Annotated in this window: 19 protein-coding genes; 7 read left to right on the top strand and 12 right to left on the bottom strand. The window is 75.6% G+C overall.

The genetic code is table 11. The features are described from left to right. Positions 1-7: 7 nt before the first annotated feature. The 5 genes from DQ241_RS05510 to DQ241_RS05530 all read right to left on the bottom strand — a co-directional run bounded on the left by DQ241_RS05510 (position 8) and on the right by DQ241_RS05530 (position 2,464). Entirely contained in the window at positions 8-937 is a 930-nt protein-coding gene (locus DQ241_RS05510) for a hypothetical protein (protein WP_113829168.1), read from the bottom strand. A 30-nt stretch (positions 938-967) separates the two neighbouring features. Next, positions 968-1,174 carry a heavy-metal-associated domain-containing protein gene (locus tag DQ241_RS05515; RefSeq protein WP_113829169.1) on the bottom strand — a complete coding sequence of 69 codons (207 nt, stop codon included), beginning with the start codon at positions 1,172-1,174 and terminating at the stop codon, positions 968-970. 25 nt (positions 1,175-1,199) lie between these two features. Beyond that, the gene (locus tag DQ241_RS05520; protein ID WP_199584171.1) at positions 1,200-1,469 is read right to left on the bottom strand and encodes a metal-sensitive transcriptional regulator; all 270 of its coding nucleotides are present in this window, start codon (positions 1,467-1,469) and stop codon (positions 1,200-1,202) included. A gap of 70 nt (positions 1,470-1,539) precedes the next feature. Beyond that, positions 1,540-1,896: a helix-turn-helix domain-containing protein gene (locus DQ241_RS05525; RefSeq protein WP_113829171.1), complete on the bottom strand. Its 357-nt coding sequence runs from the start codon at positions 1,894-1,896 to the stop codon at positions 1,540-1,542. Positions 1,897-1,969: 73 nt separating this feature from the next. Next, positions 1,970-2,464 carry an Hsp20/alpha crystallin family protein gene (locus tag DQ241_RS05530; RefSeq protein WP_113829172.1) on the bottom strand — a complete coding sequence of 165 codons (495 nt, stop codon included), beginning with the start codon at positions 2,462-2,464 and terminating at the stop codon, positions 1,970-1,972. A gap of 179 nt (positions 2,465-2,643) precedes the next feature. On the opposite strand from DQ241_RS05530, the gene DQ241_RS05535 reads away from it, so the two are divergent. From DQ241_RS05535 to DQ241_RS05550, 4 genes are read left to right on the top strand one after another with little or no spacing between them, the layout of a single operon-like run. After that, the gene (locus DQ241_RS05535; protein WP_113829173.1) at positions 2,644-3,048 is read left to right on the top strand and encodes an STAS domain-containing protein; all 405 of its coding nucleotides are present in this window, start codon (positions 2,644-2,646) and stop codon (positions 3,046-3,048) included. Between the two features lie 9 nt (positions 3,049-3,057). After that, positions 3,058-4,326, top strand: coding sequence for a YibE/F family protein (locus DQ241_RS05540; protein WP_113829174.1), 1,269 nt, complete (start codon positions 3,058-3,060; stop codon positions 4,324-4,326). Further along, positions 4,323-4,958 carry a class I SAM-dependent methyltransferase gene (locus DQ241_RS05545; RefSeq protein WP_113829175.1) on the top strand — a complete coding sequence of 212 codons (636 nt, stop codon included), beginning with the start codon at positions 4,323-4,325 and terminating at the stop codon, positions 4,956-4,958. Before DQ241_RS05540 ends, DQ241_RS05545 begins: the two co-directional genes overlap by 4 nt. Beyond that, positions 4,948-5,277, top strand: coding sequence for a TraR/DksA C4-type zinc finger protein (locus tag DQ241_RS05550; protein WP_113829176.1), 330 nt, complete (start codon positions 4,948-4,950; stop codon positions 5,275-5,277). Before DQ241_RS05545 ends, DQ241_RS05550 begins: the two co-directional genes overlap by 11 nt. 9 nt (positions 5,278-5,286) lie before the next feature. Here the strand turns inward: DQ241_RS05550 and DQ241_RS05555 are convergent, their stop codons facing one another. Genes DQ241_RS05555 through DQ241_RS05575 form a run of 5 tightly spaced genes read right to left on the bottom strand, consistent with a single transcriptional unit; the run spans position 5,287 to position 10,177 of the window. Further along, positions 5,287-6,246 (bottom strand): glycosyltransferase family 2 protein, encoded by a 960-nt coding sequence (locus DQ241_RS05555; protein ID WP_233492225.1) that lies wholly within the window; start codon positions 6,244-6,246, stop codon positions 5,287-5,289. Further along, complete coding sequence (locus DQ241_RS05560) at positions 6,243-7,100, bottom strand: glycosyltransferase family 2 protein (RefSeq protein WP_233492226.1); 858 nt, start codon at positions 7,098-7,100, stop codon at positions 6,243-6,245. Before DQ241_RS05560 ends, DQ241_RS05555 begins: the two co-directional genes overlap by 4 nt. Beyond that, on the bottom strand, positions 7,097-8,149 hold the full coding sequence (locus DQ241_RS05565) for a prenyltransferase (RefSeq protein WP_233492227.1): 1,053 nt from the start codon (positions 8,147-8,149) through the stop codon (positions 7,097-7,099). Before DQ241_RS05565 ends, DQ241_RS05560 begins: the two co-directional genes overlap by 4 nt. Positions 8,150-8,171: 22 nt before the next feature. Beyond that, a complete protein-coding gene (locus DQ241_RS05570; RefSeq protein WP_113829178.1) occupies positions 8,172-8,939 on the bottom strand; it encodes a class I SAM-dependent methyltransferase in 768 nt (255 codons plus the stop codon). Beyond that, entirely contained in the window at positions 8,933-10,177 is a 1,245-nt protein-coding gene (locus DQ241_RS05575) for a glycosyltransferase family 4 protein (protein WP_113829179.1), read from the bottom strand. Before DQ241_RS05575 ends, DQ241_RS05570 begins: the two co-directional genes overlap by 7 nt. Positions 10,178-10,285: 108 nt before the next feature. Here DQ241_RS05575 and DQ241_RS05580 point away from each other — a divergent pair, with 108 nt between their 5' ends. The 3 genes from DQ241_RS05580 (at position 10,286) to DQ241_RS05590 (ending at position 12,546) form a co-directional block, all read left to right on the top strand. After that, complete coding sequence (locus DQ241_RS05580) at positions 10,286-10,579, top strand: Dabb family protein (protein ID WP_113829442.1); 294 nt, start codon at positions 10,286-10,288, stop codon at positions 10,577-10,579. A gap of 37 nt (positions 10,580-10,616) precedes the next feature. Further along, positions 10,617-11,402, top strand: a complete 786-nt coding sequence (locus tag DQ241_RS05585) for a hypothetical protein (RefSeq protein WP_113829180.1) — start codon at positions 10,617-10,619, stop codon at positions 11,400-11,402. 79 nt (positions 11,403-11,481) lie between these two features. Continuing rightward, entirely contained in the window at positions 11,482-12,546 is a 1,065-nt protein-coding gene (locus DQ241_RS05590; RefSeq protein WP_113829181.1) for a DUF4192 domain-containing protein, read from the top strand. A 22-nt stretch (positions 12,547-12,568) separates the two neighbouring features. Here DQ241_RS05590 and DQ241_RS05595 read toward each other — a convergent pair whose 3' ends face one another. After that, complete coding sequence (locus tag DQ241_RS05595) at positions 12,569-14,677, bottom strand: S9 family peptidase (protein WP_113829443.1); 2,109 nt, start codon at positions 14,675-14,677, stop codon at positions 12,569-12,571. Positions 14,678-14,787: 110 nt separating this feature from the next. Further along, a complete protein-coding gene (locus DQ241_RS05600) occupies positions 14,788-15,516 on the bottom strand; it encodes a metal-dependent transcriptional regulator (RefSeq protein WP_113829182.1) in 729 nt (242 codons plus the stop codon). Positions 15,517-15,667 lie beyond the last annotated feature (151 nt).

Genomic DNA, 15,667 nt, shown 5'->3' on the forward strand with positions numbered 1-15,667 from the left:
TCGGTGCTCACGATCCGTGCTCCTCGTGCGTGCCCGCGGTCAGGGTGAAGGCGGCGGTGCGGACGACGTCGCCGTGCTTGAAGTCCAGGAACAGCCGGTAGGTGCCGGCGGAGGGGGCCGTCGTGCCGAAGGCGACGTTCGGGCCCGGGGCCGGGGTCGCGCCGCCGGCCGGCTCGGACGGGTGCACGTGCAGGTAGCCCAGGTCTCCGGTGCGCAGGACCACCAGGTGGCCGAACGCGCCGAGGTAGGGCTGCAGGTCGGTCACCGGCACGCCGTCACGGCTGATGCCGAAGCGCAGCTCGGACTCCTCGCCGGCGGCCAGCGAGCCGTCGAGGACGACGGTGTAGCCGTCCACCTCCGCCACGGCGGCGGGCTCGGGCAGGGGCTCGGGGGAGTACTGGCCGGGGACGGCGAGGTCGATCCCGAGGACGCGCGGTTCGCCGTCGGCCGCGGCGGCGAAGTCCGCGAACAGCCGCCAGGAGCCGGGGGTCAGGTCCAGCGGCACCCGCCAGACGCCGTCGGCGCCGAGCTCGGGGTGGACGTGCTGGAACCCGCTCGCGTCCCGGCGGACGGCGACCAGGTGCAGGTCCTCCTCGTAGCGGACCTCGTACCGGGTGACGGCCTCGCCGTCGGGACCGGTGATGCGGAAGGCGACCGGGACGTCGTCGCCGGCGGGGAGGGACGGCTGTTCCAGGACGAGCGCGTAGCCGTCCTCCGTGACGGTCAGCCCGGTGGGCTGCGCGCCGGCGGCGGGCGCGGCGTCGTGACCGCCGTCGGCGTGCTCCTCGGCGGGTTCGGTGCCCATGTCGTGCGCGGCGGCGGAGCTCTCGTCCGCCGCCGCGTCGACCGGGCCGACCACCGCGCCGATGCCCACGGCGGCGCCGAAGACGGCGCCCAGTCCGAGGACGAGACCGGCGAGCTTGGTTGGCGTGTTCATCGGCGTGTGCGGTCGCCGGTGGGGCTGGGATCAGCCGGCCACCGAGTAACCGGCCTCCTCCACGGCAGCGCGGACGGCGGCCTCGTCGACCGGGGCGTCGCTGGTGACGGTCAGACCGCCCGATGCGAGATCCACGTCGACGGCGCTGACGCCGGGGACGGCCGAGACCTCCTCGGTGACGGAGCTGACGCAGTGGCCGCAGGTCATGCCGACGACGGTGTAGCTGGCGGTGGTCATGGGGGTTCCTCTCGGTGGTGGGGGATCAGGAGCGGACGAGCCGGGCGATGGCCTCCGACGCCTCGCGGACCTTCTCGTCGGCCTCGCGGCCGCCGGTCCGGGCGGCCTCGACGACGCAGTGCCCGAGGTGGTCCTCCAGCAGGCCGAGCGAGACGGCCTGCAGGGCCTTCGTCATGGCCGAGACCTGGGTGAGGATGTCGATGCAGTACTTCTCGTCCTCGACCATGCGCTGCAGGCCACGGGCCTGCCCCTCGATGCGGCGCAACCGCTTGAGGTAGTCGTCCTTGCGGCTGATGTAGCCGTGGTGGTGCTCGTGGGCGTTGGCGCCCTGCTCGACGGTGTCCACGCCGATAAACTATACCCCCCTAGGGTTTGTCGGCAAGGGGGTCGGCCCGGTCGCGCAGGCGGGCGAGGTCCGCCCGCAGCCGGGCGAGGTCGGCGGCGGCCGCGGACAGCTGGTCCTGCAGGTCCACGATCGTCCCGGCCGAGGCGAGGGAGTGCCCGTCGTCCAGCAGGCCGCGGAAGCGCGCGGCGAGCGTGAGCTGGGTGCGGGAGTAGCGCCGGTGCCCGCCGGAGGAGCGGTGCGGCTGGAGGGCGCCGGAGGAGTCGAGGCTGCGGAGGAAGGCGGCCTGGACGCCCAGGAGCTCCGCGGCCTGGCTCATCGTCAGCGCCGGGTAGTCGGGGTCGTCGAGCCGGCGCAGCGGATCGGGTCGCTCGGTCATCGCCGTCCTCCTCGGGGTGGGGCGAACGCGGAGGGGCCGGACCCGCCGGGTCCGGCCCCTCCGGTCGCGGTCGTCAGCTGGTGACGGCCTTCTGCTCGGACTGCTCGCCCTCGATGGTGCGCCCCTCGACGGCGGTCGGGGTGTCCGCGCGGGTCACCGTGATCTTGCGGGCCCGGGCCTTCTCGGCCACCGGGATGCTCACGGTGAGCACGCCGTCGTGGTAGCTGGCCTCCAGCCGGTCGGTGTCCAGGCTGCGGCCCAGCACCAGCTGGCGGGTGTAGGCGCCGTACGGCCGCTCGGCGGCCACCCACTCGGCGTTCTCCAGCTGGGGCACCGAGCGCTCCGCGCTGATCGTCAGCGTGGTGCCCTCGACCGACAGGTCGATCGAGCCGGGGTCGACGCCGGGCAGGTCGAAGTGGGCGACGAAGTTGTCGCCGACCTTGTAGGCGTCCATCGGCATGCCCGACAGCGGGCGGGCGGTCGTCGAACCGGAGCGGCCGGTCAGCTGGTCCAGCGCGCGGAAGGCGGCGGACGTGGCGGCGAACGGGTCGTAGGCGGTCAGCATCATGGCGTCGAACCTCCTGATGGTGTCCTGTTGAGTTCGCTGCCCGAGGTGGAACCTCTAGTGGCGACTGGAGATTACCTCGGGCTGGCACCCGAGTAAACGTCTTCCGCCGGAGAATGTTCCCGGCCGCGCGACCTGGGGCGCGTGCGTGAACACGCCGCGTCCGGGGCAGTGCCACTCCCATGGCTGAGAGCGACGTGCAGGCCGGTGGAGGCGACGAGGCGGCGGAGCCCGCCGTCTCGACGAACGTGGCGGGGGAGGTCGTCACCGTCGTCGTGGAGGGCGAGCTCAGCGAGGCCGCACGCCGGCCGCTGGTGCGCACGCTCACCGATCTGCTCCTCGGCGGGACCCCGGTGCAGCGGGTCGACCTGGACCTGCGCGCGGTCGGCTTCATGAACTCCGCGGGGATGGCCGTGCTGGTGCAGCTGCAGAAGATGGCCGCACCCCGCGGCGTCGAGGTGGCGCTGGTGGCGCCGCCCGCCGCCGTCGCCCGGCCGCTGCAGCTGACCGGCCTGTGGCACCGCTTCCCGATCGTGGACGCCGACGGCTCGGTGTCGGGTGCGCCCGGGAGCTCACCGGGCTCCTAGCCTGACCGGGTGTCCACCGGTCATCAGCACAGCCACGGCCCCGACCCCGACGCGCCGCCGCCCAGCCCGGAGGCCCTCGGCCGCCGGCGGCGGGCGGTGTGGCTGATGCTCCTGCTGCTGGTCCCCGTCGGGCTGGCCACCGTCATCGGCCTGCTGGTCCTGTGGCCCGACGACGGGCCGACCCGGGCGCAGCAGGCCGCCGAGCAGGCGCTGCCGCCCGGCACCACCTACCCCGACGGCCGGGTCGCCTCGGTGGAGACGGTCGAGTGCGGCGTGGAGGGGCAGCCGGCCACCTGCGCCACCGCCGTCGTGGAGGTCCTCGACGGGGAAGGCGAGGGCGAGTACGTCCAGGTGCAGCTGGACGAGGTGGTCATCGCCAACGGGGTGCAGGAGGGCGACGTCCTGGTCCTCACCCGGGACGCCGGCGCCGAGGGTGCGGCCGCGTACGGGTTCTACGACTACGCCCGCGACCTGCCGATGATCACGCTGGCCGTCGCGTTCGCCGTCGTCGTGGGGCTGGTCGCCCGGTTGCGCGGCCTCGCGGCGCTGCTCGGGCTGGCGTTCGCGTTCACCGTGCTGCTGCAGTTCATCCTGCCCGGGCTGCTCGGCGACTCCTCACCCGTGCTGGTCACCCTCGTCGGCTCCGCGGCGATCATGTTCGTCGTCCTCTACCTGGCGCACGGGTTCTCCGCGCGGACGACGACGGCGCTGGTCGGCACGCTGTTCGGTCTCACGCTGGTGGCGGTCATGGGGGCGGTTGCGGTGGCCACCGCCCGGCTGACCGGCATCACCAGCGAGGAGGCGGTGACGCTGCAGGGCTACGACCCCACGCTGGACTTCTCCGGGCTGGTCCTCGCCGGGGTGGTCGTCGCCGGCCTCGGCGTCCTCAACGACGTGACCATCACGCAGGCCTCGGCCATCTGGCAGCTGCACGAGGTCGACCCCGCGATGACCTGGCGGGAGCTCTACGCCCGCGGCATGGCGGTGGGCCGCGACCACATCGCCTCGACCGTCTACACGATCGTCTTCGCCTACACCGGTGCCGCGCTGCCGCTGCTGCTGCTGTTCGAGCTGTACTCCCAGCCGTGGAACGTCGTCCTCACCTCGTCGGCGTTCGCCGAGGAGGTCATCCGGACGATGGTCGGCGCGATCGCCCTGGTGCTCGCCGTCCCGGTGACGACGGCGGCCGGCGCCTTCTTCGCCAAGGCCGCCGACACCGAGGCCGGGGCCGCGACCGAGCGCCGGGTGACCGCGCTGCGGGCCAGGTTCGCCCGGTGAGCCAAGCTGTGGGCGTGCCCGAACTGCTCGCCGCCGCCCAGGCCGCTCCCGGTTTCATGCCCGACGACGAGGGCCGTGCCCTCTACGAGGCCGCCCGGGACGTCGCCGTGCCCGGCCCGCTGCTCGAGGTGGGCAGCTGGATGGGCAAGTCGGCGCTCTACCTCGCCGCGGCCGCCCGCGAGACCGGGCGGCGGGTCGTGACCGTCGACCACCACCGCGGGTCGGAGGAGCACCAGCCCGGCTGGGAGTACCACGACCCGTCGCTGGTCGACCCGGCGGTCGGGCTCCTGGACACGCTGCCGCGGTTCCGGCGGACCATCGCCGAGGCGGGGGCCGAGGACGTCGTGATCGCCGTCGTCACCCGCTCGGAGACCCTCGCCCCGCTGTGGTCGACGCCGCCGGCGCTGCTGTTCCTCGACGGCTCGCACACCGAGGAGTCCGCGCGGCGCGACCAGGACGCCTGGGTGGCCAAGCTGGCCGTCGGGGGCACGCTGGCCATCCACGACGTCTTCCCCGACCCGGCCGACGGCGGGCAGGCGCCCTACGGCGTCTACACGCGGGTGCTGGCGTCCGGGGACTTCACCGAGCTGCCCGGCACCGGCTCCCTGCGGCTGCTGCGACGTGAGCGCTGATCCGCTGGGGGAGGAGCGGAATGCCGCCCTCGCCCAGATCGAGGCGCTGACCCGCCAGTTCGACGAGATCGTCGCGGCGTCGCAGTCGTCGAACGCCGACGACGAGCACGACCCCGAGGGCGCCACCATCGCCTTCGAGCGGCAGCAGATCGCCGCCCTGCTCGAGCAGGCGCGCCGCCGGCTGGCCGACGTCGACGCCGCGGTCACCGCCGTCGAGGCGGGCACCTACGGCCGCTGCGAGACCTGCGGGCGGCCGATCGCGCCGGAGCGGCTGGCCGCCCGGCCGACCGCCCGCACCTGCATCGACTGCGCCCGCTGAGCCCGAGGACTAGCTGACGTAGCGGCGGGCGGTGGACCGGCGCTGCGCGTCCTCGAGGTCGGTGAACCGGGACTCGGCGTGCGGGGGGAGCACCCGCCGCTCGCGCAGCACCCAGGGGGCTCCGCGCACGGCGGCCAGCAGCGCCCGCGCGGTCACCCGGTCGCGGGGCACGGTCCGCAGGAGGTGCGCGGTGCGGCGCAGCGCCGGGCGCAGCGGGCGGCGCAGCCACGTCGTCCAGAGCGTGTTCCGGATGCCGTCGTGCCGGCGCTTGTGCGGGTCGCGGGCGCGGCTGGCCTGGTGGTGCACGGTCAGCTGCTCGAGGTAGCACAGCTCCCAGCCGGCGGCGGCCAGGTCACCGGCCATCAGCTCCTCCTCGCCGCCGAGCCACAGCCGCTCGGAGAAGCCGCCGACCTCGTCGAACGCCTCCCGCCGGATCACCGAGGCGCCGGCCAGGAACGAGCCGAGCGCCGGTCCGGGCAGCCACGCGGCGCCGCGCACGGGGGAGTCGCGCAGCTCGGGGACGATCGGGTCCTCCCGCCCGCCGGGCTCCACGAGGATGCGCGCGGTGACGACGGCCAGCCGCGGGTGTGCGTCGAGGACGTCGGCCGCGGCGCGCAGCGACCCCGGGTCCCACCAGGTGTCGTCGTCGCAGAAGGCGATGTACGGGGTGCCCAGCCGGCCGACCCCGACGTTGCGCCCGACCGCGCCGAGGTTCTCGGGGCTCGCGATCAGCTCGACGGCGGGGAAGCGGGCGCGCACCGCCTCCGCGGTGCCGTCGGTCGAGCCGTTGTCGACGACGACGACGTGCGGCTGCTCCGGCAGCGCCAGGAGCCGGTCCAGGGCCAGCAGCAGCTCGTCGCGGCGCTGGTGGGTGATGACGACGACGGCGATCCGGTCGTCCTCCCGGCCCTCCTGCAGGGGCCCGCCGCGAGCGTGCGAGCGGTGGGGGGCAGGGGGGTCCTCTTTCACGGGGTCGCCTCCAGGACACGCAGCTGGTCGCGCACACCGGCGGGCACCGGCTTCCGCTCGCGCAGGGCGGCCGGCACGTCCGGCAGCGCGCGCAGCAGCCCGCGGCGCTCGGCGCCGCCGGTGCGCAGCGCCTGCACCACCACGCGGGCCACCTCCGGCGCCGGGTGCCGCATGAGCGCGGTCAGCAGCCGGCTGCGCCAGATGGCCGACCGGCGGTGCTCGGGCGCGGACCGCCGCGGCGAGGGGTGGTGGTGCACGGTGACCGCGTCGACGTAGGCCATGCCCCACCCGGCCGCGGCCAGGTCGAGGGCCAGCCGCTCCTCCTCGCCCGGGAAGCGGACCACCCGGTCGAAGCCGCCGACCTGCAGGAACGCCTCTCGGCGCACCATGACCGCGCAGGCCACGAAACCCAGCAGCGCGGGGCCGGGCAGGTCGTCCGGCGTGCCCAGCGGGCTGGCGGCCAGCTCCGCGCAGAGCGGGTCCAGCCGCTCCTCGGGACCGACCAGGATGCGCGCGTTGAGCACCGCCAGCCGCGGGTGGGCCCGCATGACCTCCGCGGCCCGGGCGAGGTCGCCGGGCGCCCACCAGGAGTCGTCGTCGGCGAAGGCCACGAACTCGGTGCCGGCCCGCTCGACGCCGATCGTGCGGGCGTAGGAACCCACGTTCCCGTCCAGGGCGACGACGGTCACCTGCGGCAGCGCGGCCCGGACGGCGTCGGCGGTGCCGTCGGCCGAGGCGTTGTCGACGAGCACCACCGGGGCCTCGTGGCGGGGCAGGGTGGTCAGCAGCTCGTCGCGCCGGTCGCGGGACATGACGACGACGGTGACGTCGTCGGCGGTGCGGGGAGAGGTCACGGACGGACCGTGCCCGCACCTCCGCTCAGCCAATCGGAATCCGCGGGACCGGCCGCCGGGAGGGCGTGGGGGTCGGTGAACAGGCCCGAGGCCCCGCTCGCGCCCGCCAGCGCGTCGGCGGCCAGGACGACGGCCGCGGCGGTCCAGGTGGTCTGCTCGATCGGCCACCGCGCGTCGTCGGCGTAGACGAAGCCGGTCCAGTACGAGCCGTCGTCGTCGCGCAGGTGCTGCATGGCGGCGACCTGCTCGAGCGCGGCGTCGGGGCGCCCGGCGACGGCGAGCGCGAGCGCCAGCTCGCAGGTCTCCGCGCCGGTGACCCACGGCCGGTCGGAGACGCAGCGGGCGCCGAGCCCGGGGACGACGAAGGCGTCCCAGGCGGCGTCGAGCCGGTCGTGCGCGGCCGCGCGGTCCAGGGCGCCGCCGAGCACCGGGTAGTACCAATCCATCGAGTAGCGGGACCGGTCGGCGAACGCGTCCGGCCGGTGCCGCAGCGCCGTCCCGAGGTCGGCGACGGCGAGCTCCCAGTCCGGCTGGGCCTCACCGTGCAGCCCGGCCAGGGCGATGCCGCAGCGCAGCGCCTGGAAGAGGCTGGCGTTGCCGGTGAGCAGCGCCGTGGCGTCCGGGGTCCCGTCCGGGCGCAGCGCCCACGAGATCTCGCCGCCGGCCAGCTGCATGCGCACGACCAGGTCCAGACCGCGGCGCACCGCCGGCCACAGCTCTGTCACCAGCTGCTCGTCACCGGTGACCAGCCAGGTGTGCCAGGCGCCGACGGCCAGGTAGCCGGCGTGGTTGCTCTCGACCGAGGGCGCGGTCTCGGCACCGCCGCGGTACTCCGACGCCCACGAGCCGTCGGGTCGCTGCACCGACGCCAGCCACCGGTAGGCGGCGCGGGCGCGCTCGTGCTCGCCGCCGACGTCGAGGGCCATGGCCGCCTCGACCGAGTCCCAGGGGTCCAGCTGCCCGCCGGAGTACCAGGGCAGCGCGCCGTCGCGGTCCTGCTGGGCGGCGATCCAGCCGACCGTCTGCCGGACCTGGTCGGCGCTGAGCACGCCGGCCAGCTCCGGCAGGGCCTCAGCCCGCCGCAGCGGTCCGCTCCGGCTCGGAGGGCAGGGACGCGGTCCCCGCGGCTGCCGGCTTGTCCGCGTAGACGACGTAGCTCTTGCCGAGCACGGGGTCGAGCACCTTCTCGGCGGCCCGGGTGATCCACGGCCGCGTGGTCAGGTCCCACACGAGCAGCCGGTGGTAGGCCCGGACGGCGCGGTTGTCGGGCTTGCCGACGCCGACCGCGCACTTCAGCCACCAGAACGGTGCGTGCAGCGCGTGCGCGTGGTGGTCGGCGCCCGGAACCAGCCCGGCCCCGGCCAGCCGCTCGCGCAGCACCGAGCGGGTGTAGATGCGGATGTGCCCGCCCTCGTTGGCGTGGTACTCGTCCGACAGCGCCCAGCAGATCCGCTCGGGCCCGTAGCGGGGCACGGTGACGACGGCGCGGCCGCCGGGCCTGAGCACGCGGAAGATCTCGGCCATCGCGGTCTCGTCGTCCGGGATGTGCTCGAGCACCTCGCTGGCCATCACCCGGTCGACGCTGGCGTCGGGGAACGGCAGGTGCAGCAGGTCGCCGCGCACCACCTCGTAGCGCGCCCCGGCCGGGGCCTCACCGGCCTCGGCGATCGCGCCCAGCCAGCGCTTGGTCGTCTCGACCTCCGGCTGCCCCCAGTCGACGGCGACGACGGAGGCGCCCCGGCGGTAGGCCTCGAAGGCGTGCCGGCCCTCGCCGCAGCCGAGGTCGAGGACGGTCATCCCCGGCCGCAGGTCGAGGAGGTCGTAGTCGACGGTCAGCAACGGCGCTCCAGGGTCTCGGCGTACCAGTCGGCGGTGCGCTCGGCCGTCGCCCGCCAGGTGTAGGTGTCCAGCACGCGGCGCCGGCCGGCCCGGCCCAGCTGCTCGGCCAGGGACGGCGAGTCGAGGACCAGCTGCAGCGCCGCGGTGAGCTCGCCGACGTCGCCGGCCCTCACCCGCAGCCCGGCCTTGGTGCCCACGACCTCCGGCAGGGCGCCGGCGTCGGTGGTGACCAGCGGGGTCGCGCAGGCCATCGCCTCGATCGCCGGGAGGGAGAAGCCCTCGTACAGCGACGGGATGGCCAGCAGGGTGGCGCGCTGGAGGAGCTCGATCAGCTCGGCCTCGGGCACCGGGCCGGTGAACCGGACGGCGTCGCGGATGCCGAGCCGGTCCAGCGCCGCCTCGGCGGGGCCGCCCGGCCGGGCGGTGCCCACCACGGTGAGCCGCACCGGCCGCTCGGTGCGCAGCTTGGCCACCGCCTCCAGCAGGTGCACCAGGCCCTTGAGCGGGACGTCGGCGCTGGTGATCGCCAGGATCGAGCCGGTCTCCCGGACCCGGTGGTCCGCCGGCGGCGTGAAGGTGCCCGGGTCGATGCCGACCGGGATCACCTCGACGTCGCGCGCCGGGAGGCCCATGTAGCGCTCGATGTCCTGCCGGGAGTTCTCCGAGACCGTGGTGACCGCGTCGAGGCGGCGCACCACCTTGGCCTGCATGGCGGTGAACGCGTACCAGCGGCGCAGGGTCAGCTTGCGGCGCAGCGACGGGGCGGCGGCCAGCTCCAGCTCGCGGTCGATGGCGACCGGGTGGTGCACGGTGGCCACCGTGGGCAGGCCGGCGCGGGACAGCCGCAGCAGCCCGTAGCCGAGCGACTGGTTGTCGTGGACGACGTCGAACTCCGCGGCCCGCGGCAGCAGGTGGCGGGCGGCGCGGAGGCTGAACGTCAGCGGCTCCGGGAAGCCGGCGGCGCACATCGTGGCCCACTCGGCGACGTCGATCCAGTCGCGGAACTCCGAGGGCCGCGGCGTCCGGAACGGATCGGGCTCGCGGTACAGGTCGAGGCTGGGCAGCGGCGTCAGCGGCACGCCGTCGTCGAGCTCGGGGTAGGGCTGGCCGCTGAGCACCTCGACCCGGTGGCCGAGCTCGGCCAGCTCGCGGGAGAGCGCCCGGACGTAGACGCCCTGGCCACCGCCGTGCGGCTTGCTGCGGTAGGACAGCAGTGCGATGCGCAGCGACCGTCCCATGGGCGGGACTCTAGCCAGCGCCGTCGGGCCCCTCGTCCACCAGCCGGGACGGCGGGACGGCAGGGCGCACCCGGACGGACGGCGCCCCGGCGTGGCAGGGTGCTGCGCATGATCCGTCACGTCGTGACCTTCACCTGGGCCGCGGACGCCCCCGCCGAGCGGCGCGCGGCCACCCTCCAGGCGCTGCGGGACCTGCGCCGCGAGGTCGGGGGCATGACCTCGCTGACCGTCGCGGAGGACGCCGGGCTGGTCGACGGCAACGCGCACGCGGTGCTGATCGCCGACTTCCCCGACGTCGAGTCCTACTACCGGTACGCGCAGGACCCGGTCCACCTGGCGGTCATCGCCGAGCACGTGACGCCGATCCTCGAGTCCCGCACCCGGATCCAGTACCGGTTCTGACACCCCGGACGGGGCCGCGGGGTGGTTGGGTTGCGGCATGGCTGCTGCTGCCCGTCCGTCCCGGTCCCGCCGTCCCCGCGTCCGCGCGGCGCTCGCCGGCGGGCTCGCCGCGGGGCTGCTGCTGGCCGGCTGCGGCGGGGACGACGGCGGCTCGGACTCCCGGGAGGCCGCGTCGTCGTCGGACAAGGCCGACCGGACGAAGTCCGAGGCGGGTAGCGAGCCCGACCTCGCCTCGGGGCTGCTGACCGCCGATGCCTTCGGCGCCGACGCCACGGTCGTCGCCGTCTCGCCGGAGCAGCTGGAGCAGGGCGCCGGCCTGGCCGGCTCGCTGGGCGACGTGGAGGTCACGCCGGAGGAGTGCGACGCGGCGGTCGAGGGCACCCAGCCCGACATCGGCGACTTCGACGAGATCGCCGCGGTGAGCGCGCAGACCGGGACGACGGTGACCGTCGAGATGCTGGTGCGCGGCGGCCCGACCGAGGGGACCGTCGACCAGCTGGCCGCCGCGGTGGAGCGCTGCCCGTCGGCGCAGATCTCCTCGCCGGAGATCGGCACGGCGACGATCTCCTTCGAGGGGCTGGACGTGGCCGACCTCGGCGACGGCTCGGCCGGCCTCCGGTACGCGACGACGGTCGCGCTGCCCGACGGCACGCAGGCCAGCGTCCCGGCGCTGATCGGCGCGGTGGAGGACGGCGACCGCCTCCTCGTCCTCATGTCGCTGGTCGTCGACCCGACCGGCTCGGGCACCGCGGCGCCGGACCCCGCGGCGTTCGCGGCGCTGCTGGAGGAGGCCTACCAGGTGCAGGCCGACGCGCTGGGCTGATCCGTCCACAGCCGGGCGGGCGTCCACAGACCGCGCTCGGGGCCTCCGCGCCCGCCGTTCCCCGGCCACGGTCGGGGGCATGGAGATCCCAGGACCGGCCGCCGACCTGACCCGTCCCACCGTCTCGCTGGGCGAGCCCGGTGAGATCGCGGTCGCGCTGCCCTACCTGCTCGGCTACCGGCCGGCGGAGTCGATCGTGCTCGTCTCGCTGGGCGGCCCGTCGGGCCGGCGGGTCGGCCTGACCGTCCGCGCCGACCTGCCGCCCCCCGAGCACGGCCCGGCGCTGGCCCGAGCCCTGACCCGCAGCCTCGCGCAGGACCGGCCCGACGGCGTGCTCCTGGTCGTGCTGTCCGAGGCGCCGGAGGTGCCCGACGGGCTGCCGCACCGGGGCCTGGTGCACGACCTCGTCCTGGCGCTCGACGCGGTGGGGCTGCCGTTGCGGGAGGCGCTGCTCGTCGCCCGGGAGCGCTGGTGGTCCTACGACTGCCCGTACCCGTGCTGCGAGCCCGGCGCCGGCACGCCGCTGCCCGCCGACGTGGGCGAGCTGGCCGCCGCCTCCGTGGCGGTGGGCACGGTGGTCGCGCGGGACCGGCAGGAGCTGGCCCTCCGCATCGCCCCGCCGCCCGAGCCGGCGCGGACGTCAGCGGGCGACGCGTGCCTCCGGGCGGGGGGCGAGCGGGCCGCGGAGGTCGAGGCCCGCGGCTGGGCCGCGGTGCGGGTCGGCGACCGGGCGGCCATCGGCAGCGCCGTCCGGCGGTTCCGGCCCGGGCCGTCGTCGGAGCCCTTGCCCGACGCCGAGCTCGCGGAGGTGCTGTGGGCGCTGCGCGACGTCCAGGTGCGTGACTGGGCGCTGCAACTGGCGCTGGGGGAGGAGCGGGTGGCGGCCGAGTCGCTGTGGACCGAGTGCACCCGCCGGGCGCCCTCGCCCCTCGACGCGGCGCCGGCCACGCTGCTCGCGGTCTGCGCGTGGCTGCGCGGCGACGGCGCCATGGCCAACATAGCCCTGGACCGGGCGCTGGACGGCGATCCGGGCTATTCGCTGGCGCGGCTGCTGGCCCAGGCGCTGGCGGCGTGCGTCCCGCCCGCGGAGCTGCGCGAGCTGCTGACCCTGGCCGCCGACGACGCCGACCGGCCGGCGGGCTGAGGTGCCCACCGGCCGGTGCCGGTCAGACCAGCTCGGGGCGCTGCCACTCCTGGCCCAGGACGTGCTCGGCCAGGAAGGCGAGCACGGTCTCGTACCAGACGATCGAGTTGCCGGGCGTGAGCACCCAGTGGTTCTCGTCGGGGAAGTAGAGGAACTTCGACGGGACGCCGCGCTTCTGCAGGTCGTACCAGAGCCGCAGGCCCTCGCTGATCGGGACGCGGTAGTCCTTGTCTCCGTGGATGACCAGCATCGGCGTCCGGATGGCGTCGGCGTACCGGTGCGGCGAGTTCTGCTCGTAGCGCTTGGGCTCGCGCAGCGGGTCGCCCCACTCCTTCTCCCAGTAGTACGCCGCGTCCGTGGTGCCGGTGAACGAGTCGAGGTCCCACAGGCTGGCGTGCGTGACGATGGCCTTGAACCGGTCGGTCTGGGTGGCGACCCAGTTGGCCATGTACCCGCCGAAGGAGCCGCCCATCGCCGCGGTGCGGGTCTCGTCGATCTCGGGCAGCTGCTCCGCGGCGTCGACGGCGGCCATGAGGTCGGTGTACGGAGCGCCGCCCCACTCGCCCCAACCGCGGCGGACGAAGTCCTGCCCGAAGCCCTGCGACAGCGCCGGGTTGGGCAGCAGCACGGCGTAGCCGCGGGCGGCCAGCACCCACGGGTTCCAGCGCCACGACCAGCTGTTCCAGCTCATCAGCGGTCCGCCGTGGATCCAGAGCAGCAGCGGGGCGGGGGTTGCCGCGGAGGCGCCCTCGGGCAGCACCAGCCACGACTGCACCTCGGCGCCGTCGGCCGCGGTGGCGCGCACCTCGGTGAGCGTGCCCGGCAGCCGGTCGATCGTGCCCGGGTTGGGCAGCACGACCGGGTCCTGCATCGGGGCGACGGGATCGATCCGCACCGGGACGGCGGGGGAGTCGTAGGCCGAGCGCAGCGCGTAGAGGGCGCTGCCGTCGCGGGCCACCTGCAGGTCGCTGTAGGCGCCGTCGCCGGTCAGCCGGACCGGCTCGCCCCCGTCGACGTCGACGCGGAACAGCGCGTGCCGGCCGTCCTCGTCCGCGAGGAAGTACACGGCGGCGCCGTCGGCGGCGAACTGCGGCGCGCTGGGCCACCGGTCGAAGCCGGGGGTGAGCTCGCGGGCGGTGCCGCTGTCCACGTCGACCAGCAGCAGGGTGTAGTCCGGCGGCTCGGCGTAGCTCGACAGCGCCTCCCGCACGCAGACCAGCGCGCTCCCGTCCGGCGAGAACGCGGCGGCGTACACGTCGGCCAGCGGGTCGTCGACCAGCGGCCGGGTCGCGCCGGAGGACACCTCGGTCAGCACCAGCCGGGAGCGGTGCCCCGCCGGGCCGTCGGGGACCTGCTCCGACCGGGCCAGCAGCCGGCCGTCGGGGGAGAGCGCGTAGTCGCCGTCGGCGCCGACCGGGGCGGTGGCCTCGGGGGTCAGGTCGCGCAGCTCCACCTGCGGCACGCCCTCGAGCGCGCTCTCCTCGGTGGGCAGCCGCCCGGCGGCGAACAGGTGCGGCGCGGCAGGCCCGAGGTCGTGGTCCCAGTACCGCACCGGGTAGCTCTCGTGCAGGATCGCCGACACCCCGGCGTCCTTGCGCTTCTTCCGGCGCTCCTCGTCGGCCTCGCCCTCCGAGCCGCCGGTCATCGTCGACGCCGAGACGACCACCTCGCCGCCGGCGGCGGCCACGGTGAACGACGAGATGCCGCCCGGGCGGGTCAGCACGGGCCGGGCCTCCCCGCCGCCCGGCGGCAGGCTCCACAGCGCCGGCTTCGGGTCGCCCTCGGCGGTCGCCGCCGGGTCGGGGCGGGCGGAGGTGAACAGCAGGGACCCGTCCGGCGCGAAGGCCGGGGAGGACTCACCCGGTGCGCTGCGCGTCAGCCGGCGGGCGGGCCGCTGCCCGGCCGGGTCGACCTCCCACAGCGCGGACTGCCACTTCTTCTTCTCCGGGTCGAGCGTGGCCACGGAGACCGCCAGCCGGCTGCCGTCGGCCGACAGCGCCAGCCCGCCGATGCGGGGGAGCGCCACGAAGTCGGCCAGCCGGTGGAACGGGCTGGGCGGGGGAGCCTCCGCCTCCTCGGCGGCGGACCCGCCGGCGGGGGTGGGGTCGGAGGCAGGAGCGGACTGGCTCACCGGTGCCTTCTCTCGCGAGGGAGCGGGGATCGACCCCACCGTAGTGACCGGCACCGGCCGGTTCCCGCGCGCGCCGGTGGCGGGCCCGCGGGGGCCCGCCACCGGGGACGTCACAGCAGCGGCGCCGCCTCCAGCGGGGTGAGCTCCTCGTCGACCGCGCTGACGAACATGTGCTGGGCCACGCCCACCGGCAGCACGTAGCCGTCCAGGCTCACCGAGCCCTCGACCAGGCGGGCCTCCATGGTCACGCCCGGGCGGACCCCGTGGTCGGCCAGCGCGCGCAGCAGCTCGGCGTTCTCCTGCAGCTGCTCGCTGATCCGGCGCACGACCACCGGGCGGCCCTCGGCCGTCGCCGTCGTCGACAGCACGGTCAGCGCGTCGAGCACCGCCGAGGTCTCGCCCCCGAGGCCGTCGTCCCCGCCGCGCAGCGCGTCCAGCCCCGGGATCGGGTTGCCGAACGGCGAGACGGTCGGGTTGCCCAGCAGCGACAGCAGCCGGCGCTCCACCGCCTCGCTCATGACGTGCTCCCAGCGGCAGGCCTCCTCGTGCACGTCGGCGTAGTCCAGACCGATGACGTCGACGAGCAGGCACTCGGCCAGGCGGTGCTTGCGCATCACCGCCGTCGCCAGCTGGCGGCCCTCCTCCGAGAGCTGCAGGTGCCGGTCGCCCTCCACGGTCAGCAGGCCGTCGCGCTCCATGCGCGCCACCGTCTGGCTGACCGTGGGGCCGCTCTGGTGCAGGCGCTCCGCGATCCGGGCCCGGAGAGGGGTGATGCCCTCCTCCTCGAGCTCGAAGATCGTGCGGAGGTACATCTCCGTGGTGTCGATGAGATCGTTCACAGGTACTCCTCCGTGTCGCAGCCCAGTCTACGGGGGTGAGCCGTCCCACCTGGTCACGCCGCGGGTGGGCTGCGCGGCGTGCGCCCGCGCCGTCACCCGGTAGCGTCCGGGAGGCCGGTGGGGTCCCGGCCCGGGGCGGCGACCGCCGCGG

This window comes from Blastococcus sp. TF02A-30, from assembly GCF_003319185.1.
Classification (GTDB): Bacteria; Actinomycetota; Actinomycetes; order Mycobacteriales; family Geodermatophilaceae; genus Blastococcus.